The sequence below is a fragment of the Streptomyces phyllanthi genome (genome assembly GCF_009377205.1).
GTDB lineage: Bacteria > Actinomycetota > Actinomycetes > Streptomycetales > Streptomycetaceae > Streptomyces > Streptomyces phyllanthi.
Window position 1 is genome coordinate 1 of the sequence record NZ_VJZE01000210.1, and the last position, 14,923, is coordinate 14,923.

At 69.8% G+C, this 14,923-nt stretch carries 15 protein-coding genes and 1 riboswitch; of the genes, 9 read left to right on the forward strand and 6 right to left on the reverse strand.

Annotated elements, in window-relative coordinates; all coding sequences use genetic code 11:
* Positions 1–34: 34 nt before the first annotated feature.
* Positions 35–1,447 carry an alpha,alpha-trehalose-phosphate synthase (UDP-forming) gene (locus FNH04_RS25940; protein WP_152788210.1) on the reverse strand — a complete coding sequence of 471 codons (1,413 nt, stop codon included), beginning with the start codon at positions 1,445–1,447 and terminating at the stop codon, positions 35–37.
* A 166-nt stretch (positions 1,448–1,613) separates the two neighbouring features.
* Positions 1,614–2,558, reverse strand: a complete 945-nt coding sequence (locus FNH04_RS25945; protein WP_322723879.1) for a glucosyl-3-phosphoglycerate synthase — start codon at positions 2,556–2,558, stop codon at positions 1,614–1,616.
* Between the two features lie 173 nt (positions 2,559–2,731).
* Positions 2,732–2,910: riboswitch (SAM riboswitch) on the forward strand.
* Positions 2,911–2,927: 17 nt separating this feature from the next.
* Here FNH04_RS25945 and thrC point away from each other — a divergent pair.
* The 6 genes from thrC (at position 2,928) to FNH04_RS25975 (ending at position 9,863) form a co-directional block, all read left to right on the forward strand.
* A complete protein-coding gene (thrC, locus tag FNH04_RS25950; RefSeq protein ID WP_152788211.1) occupies positions 2,928–4,223 on the forward strand; it encodes a threonine synthase in 1,296 nt (431 codons plus the stop codon).
* A gap of 206 nt (positions 4,224–4,429) precedes the next feature.
* On the forward strand, positions 4,430–4,705 hold the full coding sequence (locus tag FNH04_RS25955) for a MoaD/ThiS family protein (RefSeq protein ID WP_152788212.1): 276 nt from the start codon (positions 4,430–4,432) through the stop codon (positions 4,703–4,705).
* 502 nt (positions 4,706–5,207) lie between these two features.
* Entirely contained in the window at positions 5,208–5,411 is a 204-nt protein-coding gene (locus FNH04_RS25960; protein ID WP_009339379.1) for a cold-shock protein, read from the forward strand.
* A 421-nt stretch (positions 5,412–5,832) separates the two neighbouring features.
* On the forward strand, positions 5,833–7,455 hold the full coding sequence (gene groL, locus FNH04_RS25965; RefSeq protein ID WP_152788213.1) for a chaperonin GroEL: 1,623 nt from the start codon (positions 5,833–5,835) through the stop codon (positions 7,453–7,455).
* A 270-nt stretch (positions 7,456–7,725) separates the two neighbouring features.
* Positions 7,726–8,850 carry an NADH:flavin oxidoreductase gene (locus tag FNH04_RS25970; protein WP_322723881.1) on the forward strand — a complete coding sequence of 375 codons (1,125 nt, stop codon included), beginning with the start codon at positions 7,726–7,728 and terminating at the stop codon, positions 8,848–8,850.
* Positions 8,851–8,984: 134 nt separating this feature from the next.
* Positions 8,985–9,863 carry a metallophosphoesterase family protein gene (locus FNH04_RS25975; protein ID WP_152788215.1) on the forward strand — a complete coding sequence of 293 codons (879 nt, stop codon included), beginning with the start codon at positions 8,985–8,987 and terminating at the stop codon, positions 9,861–9,863.
* Positions 9,864–9,887: 24 nt separating this feature from the next.
* On the opposite strand, the gene FNH04_RS25980 is transcribed toward FNH04_RS25975, so the two are convergent.
* Positions 9,888–10,352, reverse strand: coding sequence for an SRPBCC family protein (locus tag FNH04_RS25980; protein WP_152788216.1), 465 nt, complete (start codon positions 10,350–10,352; stop codon positions 9,888–9,890).
* A gap of 111 nt (positions 10,353–10,463) precedes the next feature.
* Positions 10,464–10,991: a DinB family protein gene (locus FNH04_RS25985; RefSeq protein WP_152788221.1), complete on the reverse strand. Its 528-nt coding sequence runs from the start codon at positions 10,989–10,991 to the stop codon at positions 10,464–10,466.
* A 238-nt stretch (positions 10,992–11,229) separates the two neighbouring features.
* Between FNH04_RS25985 and FNH04_RS25990 the strand changes: the two genes are divergently transcribed.
* Positions 11,230–11,709, forward strand: a complete 480-nt coding sequence (locus FNH04_RS25990; protein ID WP_152788217.1) for a metalloregulator ArsR/SmtB family transcription factor — start codon at positions 11,230–11,232, stop codon at positions 11,707–11,709.
* Positions 11,678–12,178 (forward strand): SRPBCC family protein, encoded by a 501-nt coding sequence (locus FNH04_RS25995; protein ID WP_152788218.1) that lies wholly within the window; start codon positions 11,678–11,680, stop codon positions 12,176–12,178. The genes FNH04_RS25990 and FNH04_RS25995 overlap by 32 nt, the downstream gene beginning before the upstream one ends.
* A 181-nt stretch (positions 12,179–12,359) precedes the next feature.
* On the opposite strand, the gene FNH04_RS26000 is transcribed toward FNH04_RS25995, so the two are convergent.
* Both FNH04_RS26000 and FNH04_RS26005 read right to left on the reverse strand, forming a co-directional pair.
* The gene (locus tag FNH04_RS26000) at positions 12,360–12,932 is read right to left on the reverse strand and encodes a hypothetical protein (protein ID WP_322723883.1); all 573 of its coding nucleotides are present in this window, start codon (positions 12,930–12,932) and stop codon (positions 12,360–12,362) included.
* 76 nt (positions 12,933–13,008) lie between these two features.
* Positions 13,009–13,848 (reverse strand): aldo/keto reductase, encoded by an 840-nt coding sequence (locus FNH04_RS26005; RefSeq protein ID WP_152788219.1) that lies wholly within the window; start codon positions 13,846–13,848, stop codon positions 13,009–13,011.
* A gap of 300 nt (positions 13,849–14,148) precedes the next feature.
* Between FNH04_RS26005 and FNH04_RS26010 the strand changes: the two genes are divergently transcribed.
* Positions 14,149–14,919 (forward strand): carbonic anhydrase, encoded by a 771-nt coding sequence (locus tag FNH04_RS26010; RefSeq protein ID WP_194236821.1) that lies wholly within the window; start codon positions 14,149–14,151, stop codon positions 14,917–14,919.
* Positions 14,920–14,923: the final 4 nt, after the last annotated feature.

A 14,923-nucleotide genomic window follows, 5' to 3' on the forward strand; every position in this document is an offset into this window, starting at 1 on the left:
AGAGACAGGGGTAGGGGCGGCGGGGGCGAACTCCTCAGGGAGCCAGTGCGTCCAGCTGGGACAGGAACCACCGTGTCGGCGGCAGCGCCGTCGCCGCCGCGGCCAGCCGCTTCGTGCGCTCGGCCCGCTCCCCGAGCGGCATCTCCAGCGCCTCGTGCAGAGCGACCGCCGTCCCCCCGACGTCGTACGGGTTCACCACCACCGAGTCCTCACCCAGCTCCTCGTACGCCCCCGCCTCCCGCGACAGCACCAGTACACACCCCTCGTCGGAGACGACCGGCACCTCCTTGGCGACCAGGTTCATCCCGTCCCGGATGGGGTTCACCAACGCCACGTCCGCCAGCCGGTACGCCGCCAGCGAGCGCGCGAAGTCGTCCTTCACATGCAGCACCACCGGAGTCCAGCCGGGCGTCCCGTACCGCGAGTTGATCTCGTCCGCCAGCCGCCGTACCTCCGCCGTGTAGTCGCGGTACACGGCGAGGTCCTGCCGCGACGGGTACGCGAACGCCACGTGAACCACGCGCTCGCGCCACTCCGGCCGGTCCTCCAGCAACTGCCGGTACGCCAGCAGCCCCCGCACGATGTTCTTCGACAGCTCGGTCCGGTCGACCCGTACGATCGTCCGCCGCGGAGTCCCGTCCGGCGCCGTACCGATCTGCTCCCGCAACGCCGCCATCCGCTCGCCGACATCCGGCTCGTGCGAGCGCTCGCGCAGGAAGTCCGCGTCGGCCCCCAGCCCGTGCACCCCGATCCGGGTGCCCGACGGGATCCCGGGCCCCAGGACCGCGTGACAGCACTCCGTGAACGCGTCCGCCCACCGCTGCGTCAGGAACGCCGCCCGGTCCGCGCCGAGGATGCCGCGCAGCACCTTCGCCGCGATGTCGTCGGGCAGCAGCCGGAAGTACTCCACCGGCGCCCACGGGGTGTGCGAGAAGTGGCCGATTCGCAGGTCGGGGCGCAGCTCGCGCAGCATCCTCGGCACCAGGACCAGGTGGTAGTCCTGGACCAGGACCGCCGCGTCCTGCGCCGCCTCCTCGGCCAGCGCCAGGGCGAACGCCCGGTTGTACGCCTCGTAGGACGCCCACTGGCGCCGGAACTCGCCGTCGAAGACCGGCTCCAGCGGAGTCTGGTACAGCATGTGGTGCACGAACCACAGCACGGAGTTGGCGACGCCGTTGTACGCGTCCGCGTGCGTCGCGGCATCGATGTCGAGCATCCGTACGCCGGGCTCGCTCACACCCCGCCGTACGGCTTCCCGGTCGCCGTCGCCCAGCGCCGAGCACACCCACACCGCGCCGGCCTCCGGCCCGATCGCCGACAGCCCCGATACCAGGCCGCCTCCGCCGCGCTTCGCCGTGAGCTCGCCCTTCTCGTCCAGGGTGTACGAGACCGGGCCGCGGTTGGACGCGACGAGGATGGGGGCGCCGTTGGGGGGAGCGGAAGCCATGTTCGTGTTCCTAGCCCTTGCCGCATCCGCTCAAACGTGCGGTTGCGCTGGGTGGGCGTGGGCGCCTATGAGCTCGGGGGGAGCTGTTGTGGCGCGTGTGCCGGTCGTATCCGGCTGGTCGCGCAGTTCCCCGCGCCCCTGGGCAGGGGCCTGCGGCCCCTTGCGATCACGCCGCCTTGCGTTCCATGTACTCCTCGATCTCCACCATCGGCGGCCTCTCCTCCGTGTCCACCGAGTACGTGCGCGGTTCGAAGCCCTCCTTTCCCCGTTCGAACTGCGTCAGTGACGGGCGGATCAGGTGGCCGCGGGCCAGGCGGAGCTGGGCCGTGCGGTAGATGGCGGCGGACATACGGCCGAGGGCCTGGCCGTCCTGGTGGCGGTGTTTGCGGACGCCGACGTCGACCTGGGCCAGCGCGTCGAGCCCCACCAGGTGCAGGGCGTCGACGAGCATGCCCAGCTCCACCCCGTACCCGACCGGGAACGGGAGCCGTTCCAGGAGCGAGCGGCGGGCCGCGTACTCGCCTCCCAGCGGCTGGACGAAGCCCGCGAGCTGCGGCCAGTGCATGTTCAGCAGGGGGCGCGCCATCAGTTCGGTGACCCGGCCGCCCTGGCCCGCGGCTCCGCCCAGCGGGCGGTCGTACATCGCCTTGACCAGGTCGACGCCCGGGTCGGTGAGCAGCGGGCCCACGATCCCGGAGACGAAGTCGGACGAGAACTCCCTGAGGTCCGCGTCGACGAAGCAGACGATGTCGCCGCGGGTGGCCAGGAGGGAGCGCCACAGCACCTCGCCCTTGCCGGGGACGGTGGGGATGCGCGGGAGGATCGCGTCCCGGTGCACCACCGTCGCGCCCGCGGCGGCGGCGACCTCCGACGTACGGTCCGTCGATCCCGAGTCGACGACGACGAGCTCGTCGACGAGCGGAACCTGTTGCATGAGGTCGTGACGGATCACGGCGACGATCTCTCCGACCGTCTCCTCCTCGTCGAGCGCGGGCAGCACGACACTGACCGACTGGCCCGAGGAACGTTTGGCGGCCAGGATCCGGTGGAGCGGGCGATCGGTCACGGACCAGGAGCGGGTGCTCAGCCAGCGCTCAGCTTCTTCCAGCACGGTCTGTGGCTCCTCACTGTTCGACCAGGCGACCACATGGACTCCCATGTGATCCATCTCGCGGTTCGGACGGCTATCTCAACTGTCCTGGCCTTCGGTTACAGTCTTGAACAACGCGGATGACCATCGCATTGCGGGGTCACCGCTGCGTTCCACGATCAACAACCACATACCGCTCATCCAGAGGGGCAGAGGGACACGGCCCGATGAAGCCCCGGCAACCCTCCAGCCGGTTCTCGTACCGATCAGCGTCGATCGTTCCACGATCACCGTCGATCGCCTTGCGAGGCTCCCGGCTAGGGAAGGTGCCAAATCCGTCTCACGGCGAGATGCGTCGTGAGGAAGATGAGGAGAAAGGGCCTCGCCTCCATGGCTGTGCAGACCGCTGCGAACACCACGAACTCCCCCGCCACGACCAGTGTCGACCTCGGCCCCGCCACCGCGCTGTCCTGTCGCGAGTGCGGCCACCGCGTCCCGCTCGGCCCGGTCTTCGCCTGCGAGGAGTGTTTCGGCCCGCTGGAGATCGCGTACGACTTCTCGGCCTACGAGACGGAAGAGCTGCGCAAGCGCATCGAGTCCGGCCCCGCGAACATCTGGCGGTACGCGCCCCTGCTGCCCGTCCCCGCCGATGTGGCCGGCAAGCCGAACCTCAACCCCGGCTGGACCGCGCTGGTCAAGGCCGACAACCTGGCGCGCGAGCTCGGCGTGACCGGCGGTCTGTATGTGAAGGACGACTCCGGTAACCCGACGCACTCCTTCAAGGACCGGGTCGTCGCCCAGGCCCTGGAGGCCGCGCGCGCCTTCGGCTTCACCACCCTCTCCTGTTCCTCCACGGGCAACCTGGCCGGCGCCGTGGGTGCCGCGGCCGCCCGGGCGGGCTTCCGCTCCTGCGTGTTCATCCCGCACGACCTGGAGCAGGGCAAGGTCGTCATGGCCGCGGTCTACGGCGGCGAGCTCGTCGGCATCGACGGCAACTACGACGACGTGAACCGCTTCTGCTCCGAGCTGATCGGCGACCCGGCCGGCGAGGGCTGGGGCTTCGTCAACGTCAACCTGCGGCCGTACTACGCCGAGGGCTCCAAGACGCTCGCGTACGAGATCTGCGAGCAGCTGGGGTGGCAGCTCCCCGACCAGATCGTCGTCCCGATCGCCTCCGGCTCCCAGCTCACGAAGATCGACAAGGGGCTGCAGGAGCTGATCAAGCTCGGGCTCGTCGAGGACAAGCCGTACAAGATCTTCGGTGCCCAGGCCGAGGGCTGCTCGCCGGTGTCGGTCGCCTACAAGGCCGGCCACGACGTCGTGCGCCCGCAGAAGCCGAACACCATCGCCAAGTCGCTCGCGATCGGCAACCCCGCCGACGGCCCCTACGTCCTCGACATCGCCCGGCGGACGGGCGGGGCCGTGGAGGACGTGACGGACGAGCAGGTCGTGGACGCGATCAGGCTGCTGGCGCGGACCGAGGGGATCTTCGCGGAGACCGCCGGTGGTGTGACGGTCGGCGTCACGAAGAAGCTGATCGAGACCGGCGTGCTCGACCCGGCCCTGACCACGGTCGTCCTCAACACCGGCGACGGCCTCAAGACGCTGGACGCGGTGGCGGGTACGGGGCTGTCGGCGACGATTCGTCCCAACCTGGAGTCGTTCCGTGAGGCCGGCCTCGCCTAGTCGCTTCGCCCGGAGCACCGTAAGACTGCGGTCCGTTCTACGCTGCGGGTCCGTCGTGGCTGGTCGCTCCCCCAAGTTTCTCGGCTTCGCTCGAACAGGGGGGACCCCCATCGCGGCGGAGCCGCACATCGATGGAGCCCCGCGCCCCTGATGGGGGCGCTGCCCCTCATCGACCACGAGCAGTACCCGACCGGAGGTCCCACCCCATGAGCGTCACCGTCCGCATCCCGACCATCCTGCGCACCTACACCGGCGGTCAGGCCGAGGTGAGCGCCGAGGGCGCGACCCTCGCCGAGGTCATCGCCGACCTGGAGAAGAACCACACGGGTATCGCGGCCCGCGTCCTGGACGACCAGGGCCAGCTGCGCCGGTTCGTGAACGTCTACGTGAACGACGACGACGTCCGCTTCGAGCAGGGCCTGGAGACGGCGACCCCGGACGGCGCGGGTGTGTCCATCATTCCGGCCGTCGCCGGAGGCTGAGCCCCACGGGACCCAGCTGGACCCGGCTGGACCCCGCTGGGCCCCTCTGGACCACGGTGGCCTGTTACCTTCGGTAATCGCGGTCACTCTGAGTTCACCGAATGGCCTCCTCCGTGAGAGAAGCGGAGGGGGCCATTCTGTATGGTTGAGCGCGGTACAGTTGGGGAACCCGGTTCGTTTCTCCCCTCGATTTCATGCCGGGTGCATATGAGTTCCTGCCGCGCGCCCTATATGAAGTAGCCAAAGTGTGCGTGGCTTTTGCGGCTTATGCTCCTTTTATGGGGCCCGACTTGCCCCGAATTCGGGCGAATTCTCCGTACATTCCGGACCGGTCGTGTCCAGATTTCTCGTCCGATTGACCTGTTGCAGACGGCAGTTGGACAGATACATTCAGCCGCGGTCGACGCGTTCCGGCGCACGCCCCCAACCGTTGGGGGGTGAGGTCTGACCCGGATCCGCGAAGTGTGGATCTGTGCAAGGGCCAGTAATAGGGGAGTTAGGCATGGCTCAGGGCACCGTCAAGTGGTTCAACGCGGAGAAGGGGTACGGCTTCATCGCGGTCGACGGTGGTGCGGATGTATTCGTCCACTACAGCGCGATCCAGATGGACGGTTACCGCACTCTGGAAGAGGGTCAGCGGGTCGAGTTCGAGATCTCGCAGGGACAGAAGGGGCCGCAGGCGGACATGGTCCGGCTGGCCGGCTGAAGCACGCGCCGACTGTACAAGCAGCGACGTTCTTCGTACTTCTTTCGAAGGGCTCGTATCCCACGGGGAGTTGTCCCACGGGGATACGGGCCCTTCGGTCTGTCCTGGCGGGGGTCCGGATGAGTGGGATGTGCGCGGGCGCACGGGTGCGTTCATCTGCGGATCATCGGTAGCCGCTTGCGCCCGCCCGTCACCCGACCACCACCCCTCAACGAGCCCGCTGCGCGGGCGCGCCTTGCACTCTCGGGGGGCGAGTGCTAATCATTGGCGTTAGCACTCTGAAGGTGAGAGTGACAACGAGGACCGGGTCGGTGAGGCCCGTCCGCCGGGTGGGGCAAGGAACCACAGGCGGGCGAGCCGTCCGTCGCGGGCGCCAGCGCGGTCCGGAGCAATCCACCCCAGTCCGGGAGGACCACTTCACATGGCCAAGATCATCGCGTTCGACGAGGAGGCCCGGCGCGGTCTCGAGCGCGGGATGAACCAGCTCGCCGACGCCGTCAAGGTGACCCTCGGCCCCAAGGGCCGCAACGTCGTCCTTGAGAAGAAGTGGGGTGCCCCCACGATCACCAACGACGGTGTCTCGATCGCCAAGGAGATCGAGCTGGAGGACCCGTACGAGAAGATCGGCGCCGAGCTGGTCAAGGAAGTCGCCAAGAAGACGGACGACGTCGCCGGTGACGGTACGACCACCGCGACCGTCCTCGCCCAGGCCCTGGTGAAGGAAGGCCTGCGCAACGTGGCCGCCGGCGCCAACCCCATGGCCCTGAAGCGCGGTATCGAGAAGGCCGTCGAGGCCGTCTCCGGCGCCCTGCTCGAGCAGGCGAAGGATGTCGAGACCAAGGAGCAGATCGCTTCCACGGCCTCCATCTCCGCCGCCGACACCCAGATCGGTGAGCTCATCGCCGAGGCCATGGACAAGGTCGGCAAGGAAGGCGTCATCACCGTCGAGGAGTCCCAGACCTTCGGTCTGGAGCTGGAGCTCACCGAGGGTATGCGCTTCGACAAGGGCTACATCTCGGCGTACTTCGCCACCGACATGGAGCGTATGGAGGCGTCGCTCGACGACCCGTACATCCTGATCGCCAACTCCAAGATCGGCTCCGTCAAGGACCTGCTCCCGCTCCTGGAGAAGGTCATGCAGTCGGGCAAGCCGCTGCTGATCATCGCCGAGGACGTCGAGGGCGAGGCCCTGTCGACCCTGGTCGTCAACAAGATCCGCGGCACCTTCAAGTCCGTCGCCGTCAAGGCCCCGGGCTTCGGCGACCGCCGCAAGGCCATGCTCGGTGACATCGCCATCCTCACGGGCGGCGAGGTCATCTCCGAGGAGGTCGGCCTCAAGCTGGAGAACGCGACCCTGGACCTCCTGGGCCGCGCCCGCAAGGTCGTCATCACCAAGGACGAGACCACCATCGTCGACGGCGCCGGCTCCACCGACCAGGTCGCGGGCCGTGTGAACCAGATCCGCGCCGAGATCGAGAACAGCGACTCCGACTACGACCGCGAGAAGCTCCAGGAGCGCCTGGCCAAGCTCGCGGGCGGCGTGGCCGTCATCAAGGCCGGTGCCGCCACCGAGGTCGAGCTCAAGGAGCGCAAGCACCGCATCGAGGACGCCGTGCGCAACGCCAAGGCGGCCGTCGAAGAGGGCATCGTCGCCGGTGGTGGCGTGGCCCTGCTCCAGGCCTCCCAGGTGTTCGAGAAGCTGGAGCTCGAGGGTGACGAGGCGACCGGCGCCAACGCCGTGAAGCTCGCCCTGGAGGCCCCGCTCAAGCAGATCGCCGTCAACGGTGGTCTCGAGGGTGGCGTCGTCGTGGAGAAGGTCCGCAACCTCCAGGTCGGCCACGGCCTGAACGCCGCGACCGGTGAGTACGTCGACATGATCGCCGAGGGCATCATCGACCCGGCCAAGGTGACGCGCTCCGCGCTGCAGAACGCCGCGTCGATCGCCGCGCTGTTCCTCACCACCGAGGCCGTCATCGCCGACAAGCCGGAGAAGGCCGCCGCGCCCGCCGGTGGCGGTATGCCGGGCGGTGACATGGACTTCTGATCCGTCGCGCACAGCGAGGATCGGGCTCGTCCCTGCCGAGGGCGGCACCCCCACTTCGGGGGTGCCGCCCTCGGGCGTGTTCCAGTGTGCTCGGGCGTGGTCCGGTGTGCTCGGGCATGTTCTGGTGTGCTCGGGCGTGGGAGTGTGCCGGATCACAGCGGCTCCCGCCGGAATGCCGGAATGCGGTCGTGGGTGGGGCAGTTGACGCCCGTGAAGATCAATGCATGTGCACATACTGCCTGGTACCACCTTTCTGCGAGGAGCCCCCGCGTGACCGTCACCGTTGCCACCTCCCGAGCGGCCCAGATCCTCTCCCGTCCCCTCGCCCTGAACGGGCTCACCGTCCCGAACCGGATCGTGATGGCGCCCATGACCCGGCAGTTCTCCCCCGGAGGCATCCCCGGCGAGAACGTGGCGTCGTACTACGGGCGCCGCGCCGCCGCGGGCGTCGGACTGATCGTCACCGAGGGCACCTACGTGGGCCACGAGTCGGCCGGGCAGAGCGACGGCATCCCCCGCTTCCACGGCGAGGAGCAGCTCGCGGGCTGGGCGAAGGTCGCGGAGGCGGTGCACGCGGCGGGCGGCACGATCGTCCCCCAGCTCTGGCACATCGGCATGGTGCGCAAGGCGGGCGAGCCGCCGTTCCCGGACGCCCCGGCGATGGGCCCGTCCGGCCTTCGCACGGACGGCACGCCCGGCACCGGCAAGGAGATGACGCAGCAGGACATCGACGACGTCATCGCGGCCTTCGCGGAAGCCGCCGCCGCGGCCGAGCGCATCGGCTTCGACGGCGTCGAACTCCACGGCGCGCACGGCTACCTGATCGACCAGTTCCTCTGGTCCGGCACCAACCGCCGTACGGACGCGTACGGCGGCGACCTCGTCTCCCGTACGAGGTTCGCGGCGGAGATCGCGGCGGCCGTACGGGACTCGGTGTCCCCGGACTTCCCCATCCTCTTCCGCTACTCGCAGTGGAAGCAGGACGGGTACGACGCGAAGCTCGCCGAGACCCCGGAGGAGTTGGAGGCGCTGCTGACCCCGCTGGCGGAGGCCGGAGTCGACGCCTTCCACGCCTCCACGCGCCGTTACTGGCTCCCGGAGTTCGAGGGCTCGGACCTCAACCTCGCGGGCTGGACGAAGAAGCTCACCGGCAAGCCCGTCGTCACCGTCGGCTCGGTCGGCCTGGACGGCGACTTCATCCGCGCGTTCGCCGGGGAGGGCTCGACGGTCAGGGGCATCGACGACCTTCTGGACCGCCTGGAGGCCGAGGAGTTCGACCTGGTGGCCATCGGCCGCGCCCTGCTCCAGGACCCGGAGTGGGCGGCGAAGGTGCTGTCGGGCCGCTTCGACGAGCTGGCGGAGTACGACCCGGCGTCGCTGGGCTCGCTGAGCTGAGATGAGCTGAGCTGCGCCGAGCCGGTCGTACGTGACGGCGGTGACGGTGGTGACGGTGATGACGGTGGTGATGGCGTGTCGGTGGCCGGGCGGCGCCCTGGCTGGGCCGGTCGACTCCGGTTAGCGTTCGGAGGATGCGGATTCTGCATCTGTCGGACACGCACCTCGAACGTACCGATACGCCGAACCGGCACGGCGTCAACGCGACCGACTCCCTGCGCCTGATGCTCGGTGAACTGCGGCACCAGCGAGGTGTCGACGCGATCGTCGTCACCGGTGACATCGCCAACGACGGGGCGGTGGAGGCGTATACGACCGCACGCGAGCTGCTGCGCGAGTTCGCCCGCCCGCTGAACGCGCCGGTGTTCTACACCACCGGCAACCACGACGAGCGCGGAGCCTTCGCCAAGGTGCTGGGCAGCGGGCATGTGGAGGCGGACGGCACCGAGCGTGCCGAGGCGGTGCCGGCGTCCGCCGACTCCGAGCGGGCGGCCGTGAGCACGGTCGCCGGCCACCGCTTCGTCACGCTCGACTCGCTGGTGCCCGGCAAGGTCCACGGACACCTGGGCCGCACCCAGCTGGACTGGCTGCGCGAGGTGCTGCGCACACCGGCGCCGCACGGGACCGTGCTCGCCTTCCACCACCCGCCGATCACCCTCGACGTCGAGACGCAGCGGGTCTTCGGTCTGCGGAACCCGGCGGAGCTGGCCGACGCGATCCGCGGCACGGACGTCCGGGTCATCCTCTGCGGCCACTTTCACCTGCAGATCTCCGGGTTCCTGGAGACGACGCCGGTGTGGGTCACCCCCGGTGTCGTGAACCGCATCGACCTCACGACCGCCCCCGGCACCGAACGGGCCGTGCGCGGTGCGTCCGCCTCCCTGGTCGAACTCGGCGGCGCGTACGGCCCGTTGTTCCACACCTTCCACGCCCGCGATCCCCGGGCCCACGAGACCGTGTACGAACTGGGGGAGGAGGAGGTCCGCTCGTTCATCGGGCGGCTCGGGCCGTAGCGGGCCTCGGGAGCCCTCAGGGCGTCATGTCTGCTTCTGTCGCTGGATGTACTCCTTGGCCAGTCGGATCTCCTCCTCCGCCTCGGCGGTCAGGGGGCGCCTGAGAAGCGGTTCCGCCAGCCACCGCAGCGGGGGCCGGAACCGGAAGTTCAACGTCCGTACGAGCTCGGTCCCGCCCTCGACCGGCGTGCAGACGAAGCTGGCGTCGAAGTCGGACGCCAGCCTCGTCAGCCGGTTCGCGGGCGGCGGGGCCAGCGCGACATCGATACGGCGACCGGGGGTCAGCCGCACCCGGGCCACCGTCCCCGGCCCGGGGATGCCCGCCAGCCTGGGCCGGAACGCGAACTCGAGGAGATCCCCGTCGCGCCGGGCCCACCGAACGGGGCGGATTCTGCGGTCGACCAGCGCGTACCGCTCGACGTCCATCACGAAGTCGAGCAACTCGTCCGGTGTGCACGGAAACGTCTCGGTGACTACGACCGTGAGCATGCCATCACGCTAGTGGGCTTCGGCGCCGTGGTGAACGGCTGTCGACGGTCCCTTTCACTCCGGCCTGATTCGATCGCCGGGGACGGCCTTGAAGCCGGGTGGGCCGGTGGCTCAGCCCATGCTCTTGGCGCCGTCCAGGGACTCACGGACGATGTCGGCGTGGCCGGCGTGCTGAGCGGTCTCGGCGATCAGGTGCAGCAGCACCCGGCGGGCCGACCACCGAGCCCCGGGCTCGAACCAGGGGGCCTTGGGCAGCGGATGGCCGGCGTCCAGGTCGGGCAGGGCGGCGATCAGCTCATCGGTCCGGTCGGCCACCTCGGCGTAGTCCGCCAGCACACCGGCCAGCGTCTCGCCGGGCAGCATGCGGAACTCGTCGGCCCGCCGGGCCCAGTCGGCCTCGGTCATCGCGGTGAAGTCGCCCATCGCCGACGGGCCGTTCAGGATGAAGTCCACCCAGTGCCGTTCCACCGACGTGACGTGCTTGATCAGGCCGCCCAGACACAGTTCGCTGACGGTGGTCCGCCGCCCGGCCTGCTCGTCGGTGAGGTCGCGGGTGGTGAAGAGCAGGAAGTGCCGGTGCTTGGCCAGCGTTTCCAGGAGGTCGGCGGCCTCGGTGCTCCTGGTGCTCCTTGTGCGCATGGCGTGCTCGGTCTCTTCGGTGTGCTCGGTGTGCTCGGTGTGCTTGGGCTGCTCGGCAATGGTGGCGTGGTCGTTCATGGCTTTGGCCCTCCGTGGGTTCCTGTTCCATCGGTCTGGGCGACACGCTAGGACCCATTGAGGTCAGATCCTGACCTAGTGCGCCACGGGATCGCGAGTGCCTGAGAAGTGGCGGCCGGCGTGTTGCCGCGGTCGGTGGAGCCGGGTAACGTACAACTCAATGGTTGTACGTCAAGAGTCCGCCGACCGTGCCGATCGCCTCTTCCAGGCCCTGGGCGATGCGACGCGGCGCGAGATCGTGGCCCTCACCCTCACCGGTGACCACTCCGTCTCCGAGCTCGCCGGGAGGTTCCCGATGAGTTTCGCGGCCGTCCAGAAGCATGTGGCGGTGCTGGAGCGCGCGGGGCTGGTGACCAAGCAGCGGCAGGGCCGGGAGCAGCGGGTACGGGGCAACGCGGACGCCCTGCGCGAGGTTCACCGGCTCCTGGACCAGCTGACCGAGGTGTGGCGAGGGCGCATCGACAGGATCGGCGAGATCCTCTCGGATCCGGGCCCGGAAGCTGATCCGGATCCCGGTCCGGAAACCGATTCGGATCCCGGTCCGGAAACCGATTCGGATCCCGGCCCGGAAGCCGAACCCCACCCGGAAGACGGCAAGGAGCACGCGCATGACCGTGATCGACGTCCGGAAGGACCCTGAAGCTCTCACGCTGACGCTCACCGCGCGGTTCGACGCGCCACCGGAGCAGGTGTGGCAGGTCTGGCAGGACCCCCGCAAGCTCGAACAGTGGTGGGGCCCGCCGACCTACCCCGCGACCGTCGTCGACCATGACCTGGCGCCCGGCGGCGCGGTCACGTACTTCATGACCGGGCCGGAGGGCGACAAGCACCACGGCTGGTGGCGCGTACGGTCCGTCGAGGCCCCGCACGGGCTGGAGTTCGAGGACGGCTTCGCCGACGACTCCGGTCACCCGAACCCCGCCATGCCCACCATGACCGTCCGTGTGCGGCTCACCGCAGACGACGAGACGGGCACGGTGATGACGGTCGAGAGCACGCTCCCCACCGCCGAGGCGATGGAGCAGCTGGTGTCCATGGGCATGGTCGAGGGAATCTCCGCGGCCATGGGCCAGATCGACGCGCTGCTGACCGCCGGATCCGCGGCCTGAGCACGGCCTGCGGTCCGACGTGGAAGAGGCGTGGCTCGTCACCACGGGGGAAGCGACGGGCCACGCCTCGGTCAAGCCACGGGCCACGCCTCGGTCAAGCGACGGGCCACGCCTCGGTCAACCGGGGGTGGCCCTGGTTCCGGGCTGCACGTGGCCTTGGGTTTCGGGCTGCGAGAGGCGGTCAAAAAGTGGGCTCGCTGTCCACCCGTACCGGCTCGCCCCAGATCCGCAGCACCTCGTAGTCCGTGAATTCGTGGACCAGGCGGTACGCGATCGCCGGGCGGGGGCCGCGGCGCTGGGCGGTGAGATACAGCTCGGCCTCGCGGCGGTCGCGGCGCGGGGTGCCGCAGAGCTGCCACGCCTGGCCGTTCCACGCTTCCGGGAGCCAGCGCTGCTGGGGCTGGGGGCGGTCGGCCCGCATGCCGTAGCGTGACGGGACCGGGTCGGTGGGCTGCGTGGGCCGGGGCGGGGCGTAGGCGCCGTTGACCTGGGCGCGGTGGGCCGCGCGGCGGCGGGTCTCGCAGAGCAGGCAGAGGTCGGGGGCGTCCTCGTCGACCGGGCCGTTCGGATGCTCGGCGCAGCGCGTGGTCGGTGCCGTGGTGGAGACCGCGTCGTCCAGCAGGTCCAGGGCGCGCTTCAGGTCGGCCTTGACCTCGTGCAGCTTCGCGTCGGGGGTGCCGGTCGTCAGCGCCTCGCCGTGCTCACCGACGAGACGCAGGGCGCGGCCCAGGGCGGTCAGTTGTGCGTGGTTCACCGTGGTCGTTCCCTCCTCGGCCGTGTGCTCCTGCCCCAGAAGCGTCCCACGTACCACTGACAGTCCGGCAGCCCGGCTATGCGTCCTCGTGGGTCAGCCCGTCGAGCCGGGCTCGCTGCGCCGGGGTCAGGTGGACGGCGGCGGCCGCGAGGTTCTCCTCCAGGTGGTCGGCGCGCGTGGTGCTGGGGATGGGGAGGACGACCGGCGAGCGGTCGAGGAGCCAGGCGAGGGCGACCTGGGTGGCGGTCACGCCCAGCTCGGCCGCCACGGCGGCGACCTCGGCCCGCGTGCCCGAGCTTCCGTGCGCGACGGGTCGCCACGGCAGGAACGCGATGTCCGCCGCCGTACAGGCTTCGAGCACCGCGTCGTGCTCGCGGTCGAGCAGGTTGTAGCGGTTCTGCACGCTCGCGATGTCGACGATCTCCCGCGCCCGGTCGAGTTCGGCGACGGTGACCTCGGACAGTCCGATCCGGCCCACCTTGCCCTCGGTCCGGAGTTCTCGCAGTGTGCCCAGCTGGTCGGCGAGCGGTGTCTCCGGGTCGATGCGGTGCAGCTGGAGCAGCTCGACGCGGTCGACACGCAGCCGCCGGAGTGCCTCGTCGACCTGGGCGCGCAGCACGTCGGGGCGTCCGTCCAGCCCCCACTCGCCCGACGGTGACCGTGAGACACCGACCTTCGTGGCGACGAGCAGGTCCTTCGGGTAGGGGTGCAGAGCTTCGGCCAGGAGCTCCTCATTGGCTCCCCCGCCGTACATGTGTGCGGTGTCGATCAGCGTGACGCCCAGCTCCACGGCCCGCCGGGCGAGCGCGAGGGACGCCTCGCGCGCGTCGGAGGGTTCGGTCGCCAGGTGCATGGCGCCGAGTCCGAGCCGCCGTACCTCCAGGTCTCCGCCGATACGGAACGTGGCCGATGTCATCCGCGATCTCCCCCTCGCTCAAGCGTGATGCGCCAAAGAGCCACGCTAACAAGGGACTTGGGGTATGGCAGTCGCCTCTCGCCTCTCGCCACTCGACCGGCCCTTGCTCAACGTCACCTCGCGTGACGTCTTGTGATTTGGCTGGGCGCTTCTCGTGGGCTTCATCAGCGCTGTACGGGCGCTTACCGGCCTCTCGCGACAGTGGGATCACCCGCTCCACCTGGGAGAACGAGCCAGGAGGCAGCTACCTGACGAAGCGTCAGGTAGGCGACCCGCACGCGACCGGAAGGGAAGAGAGACATGGGCAGTGCTCGGCAACCGCAGCGCAGGGCCGTACTCACCGGAGGGCTGCTGGCCACCGCGGCCCTGGTGACCGGCTGTTCGTCGAAGTCGGACGGCACCGGTACGGCACAGGCGACGCCCGCGGCGGCGGCGAAGACCCCCTCTCCTTCCGCGGGCCCGCGGCCGGACTCGCCCTCGACGGCGTTCGCGAGACTGATGGAGGGCAACGAGCGCTGGGTCGGCGGGGCCCTTCAGCACCCCGACCAGGATGTCCGCCGGCGTGAGGCCGTCGCCGAGGAGCAGAAGCCCTTCGGTGTGATCGTGTCGTGCATCGACTCCCGGGTGCCGCCGGAGCTCGTCTTCGACACCGGGATCGGCGACCTGTTCGTGATACGCACCGGCGGGCACGTGATCCAGCCGGTGGTCACCGGTTCCGTGGAGTACGGGCCCGTGACGTCCGGGACGCCGCTGATCGTCGTACTCGGGCATCAGCGCTGTGGCGCGATCAAGGCGGCGTACGAAGCGATGCGCGACGGCAAGAAGCTGCCCGGCAATCTCCAGGCGATCGTCCGGACCCTGCGGCCCGCGTACGAGGCCGCCGTCGCCCAGAAGGCCGCCGACCCGGTCGACGCCATGATCCGCGCGCACATCCGGCAGACCTCCGCGGAGCTGCGGTCCAACACGAGCCTCGCCCCACTCGTGAAGAAGGGCGACCTGGCCGTGGTCAGCGCCTACTACTCGCTGGACTCCGGCGAGGTCGAGGTCATCGCGGGCGCGCCGGCTGCCTGACGGG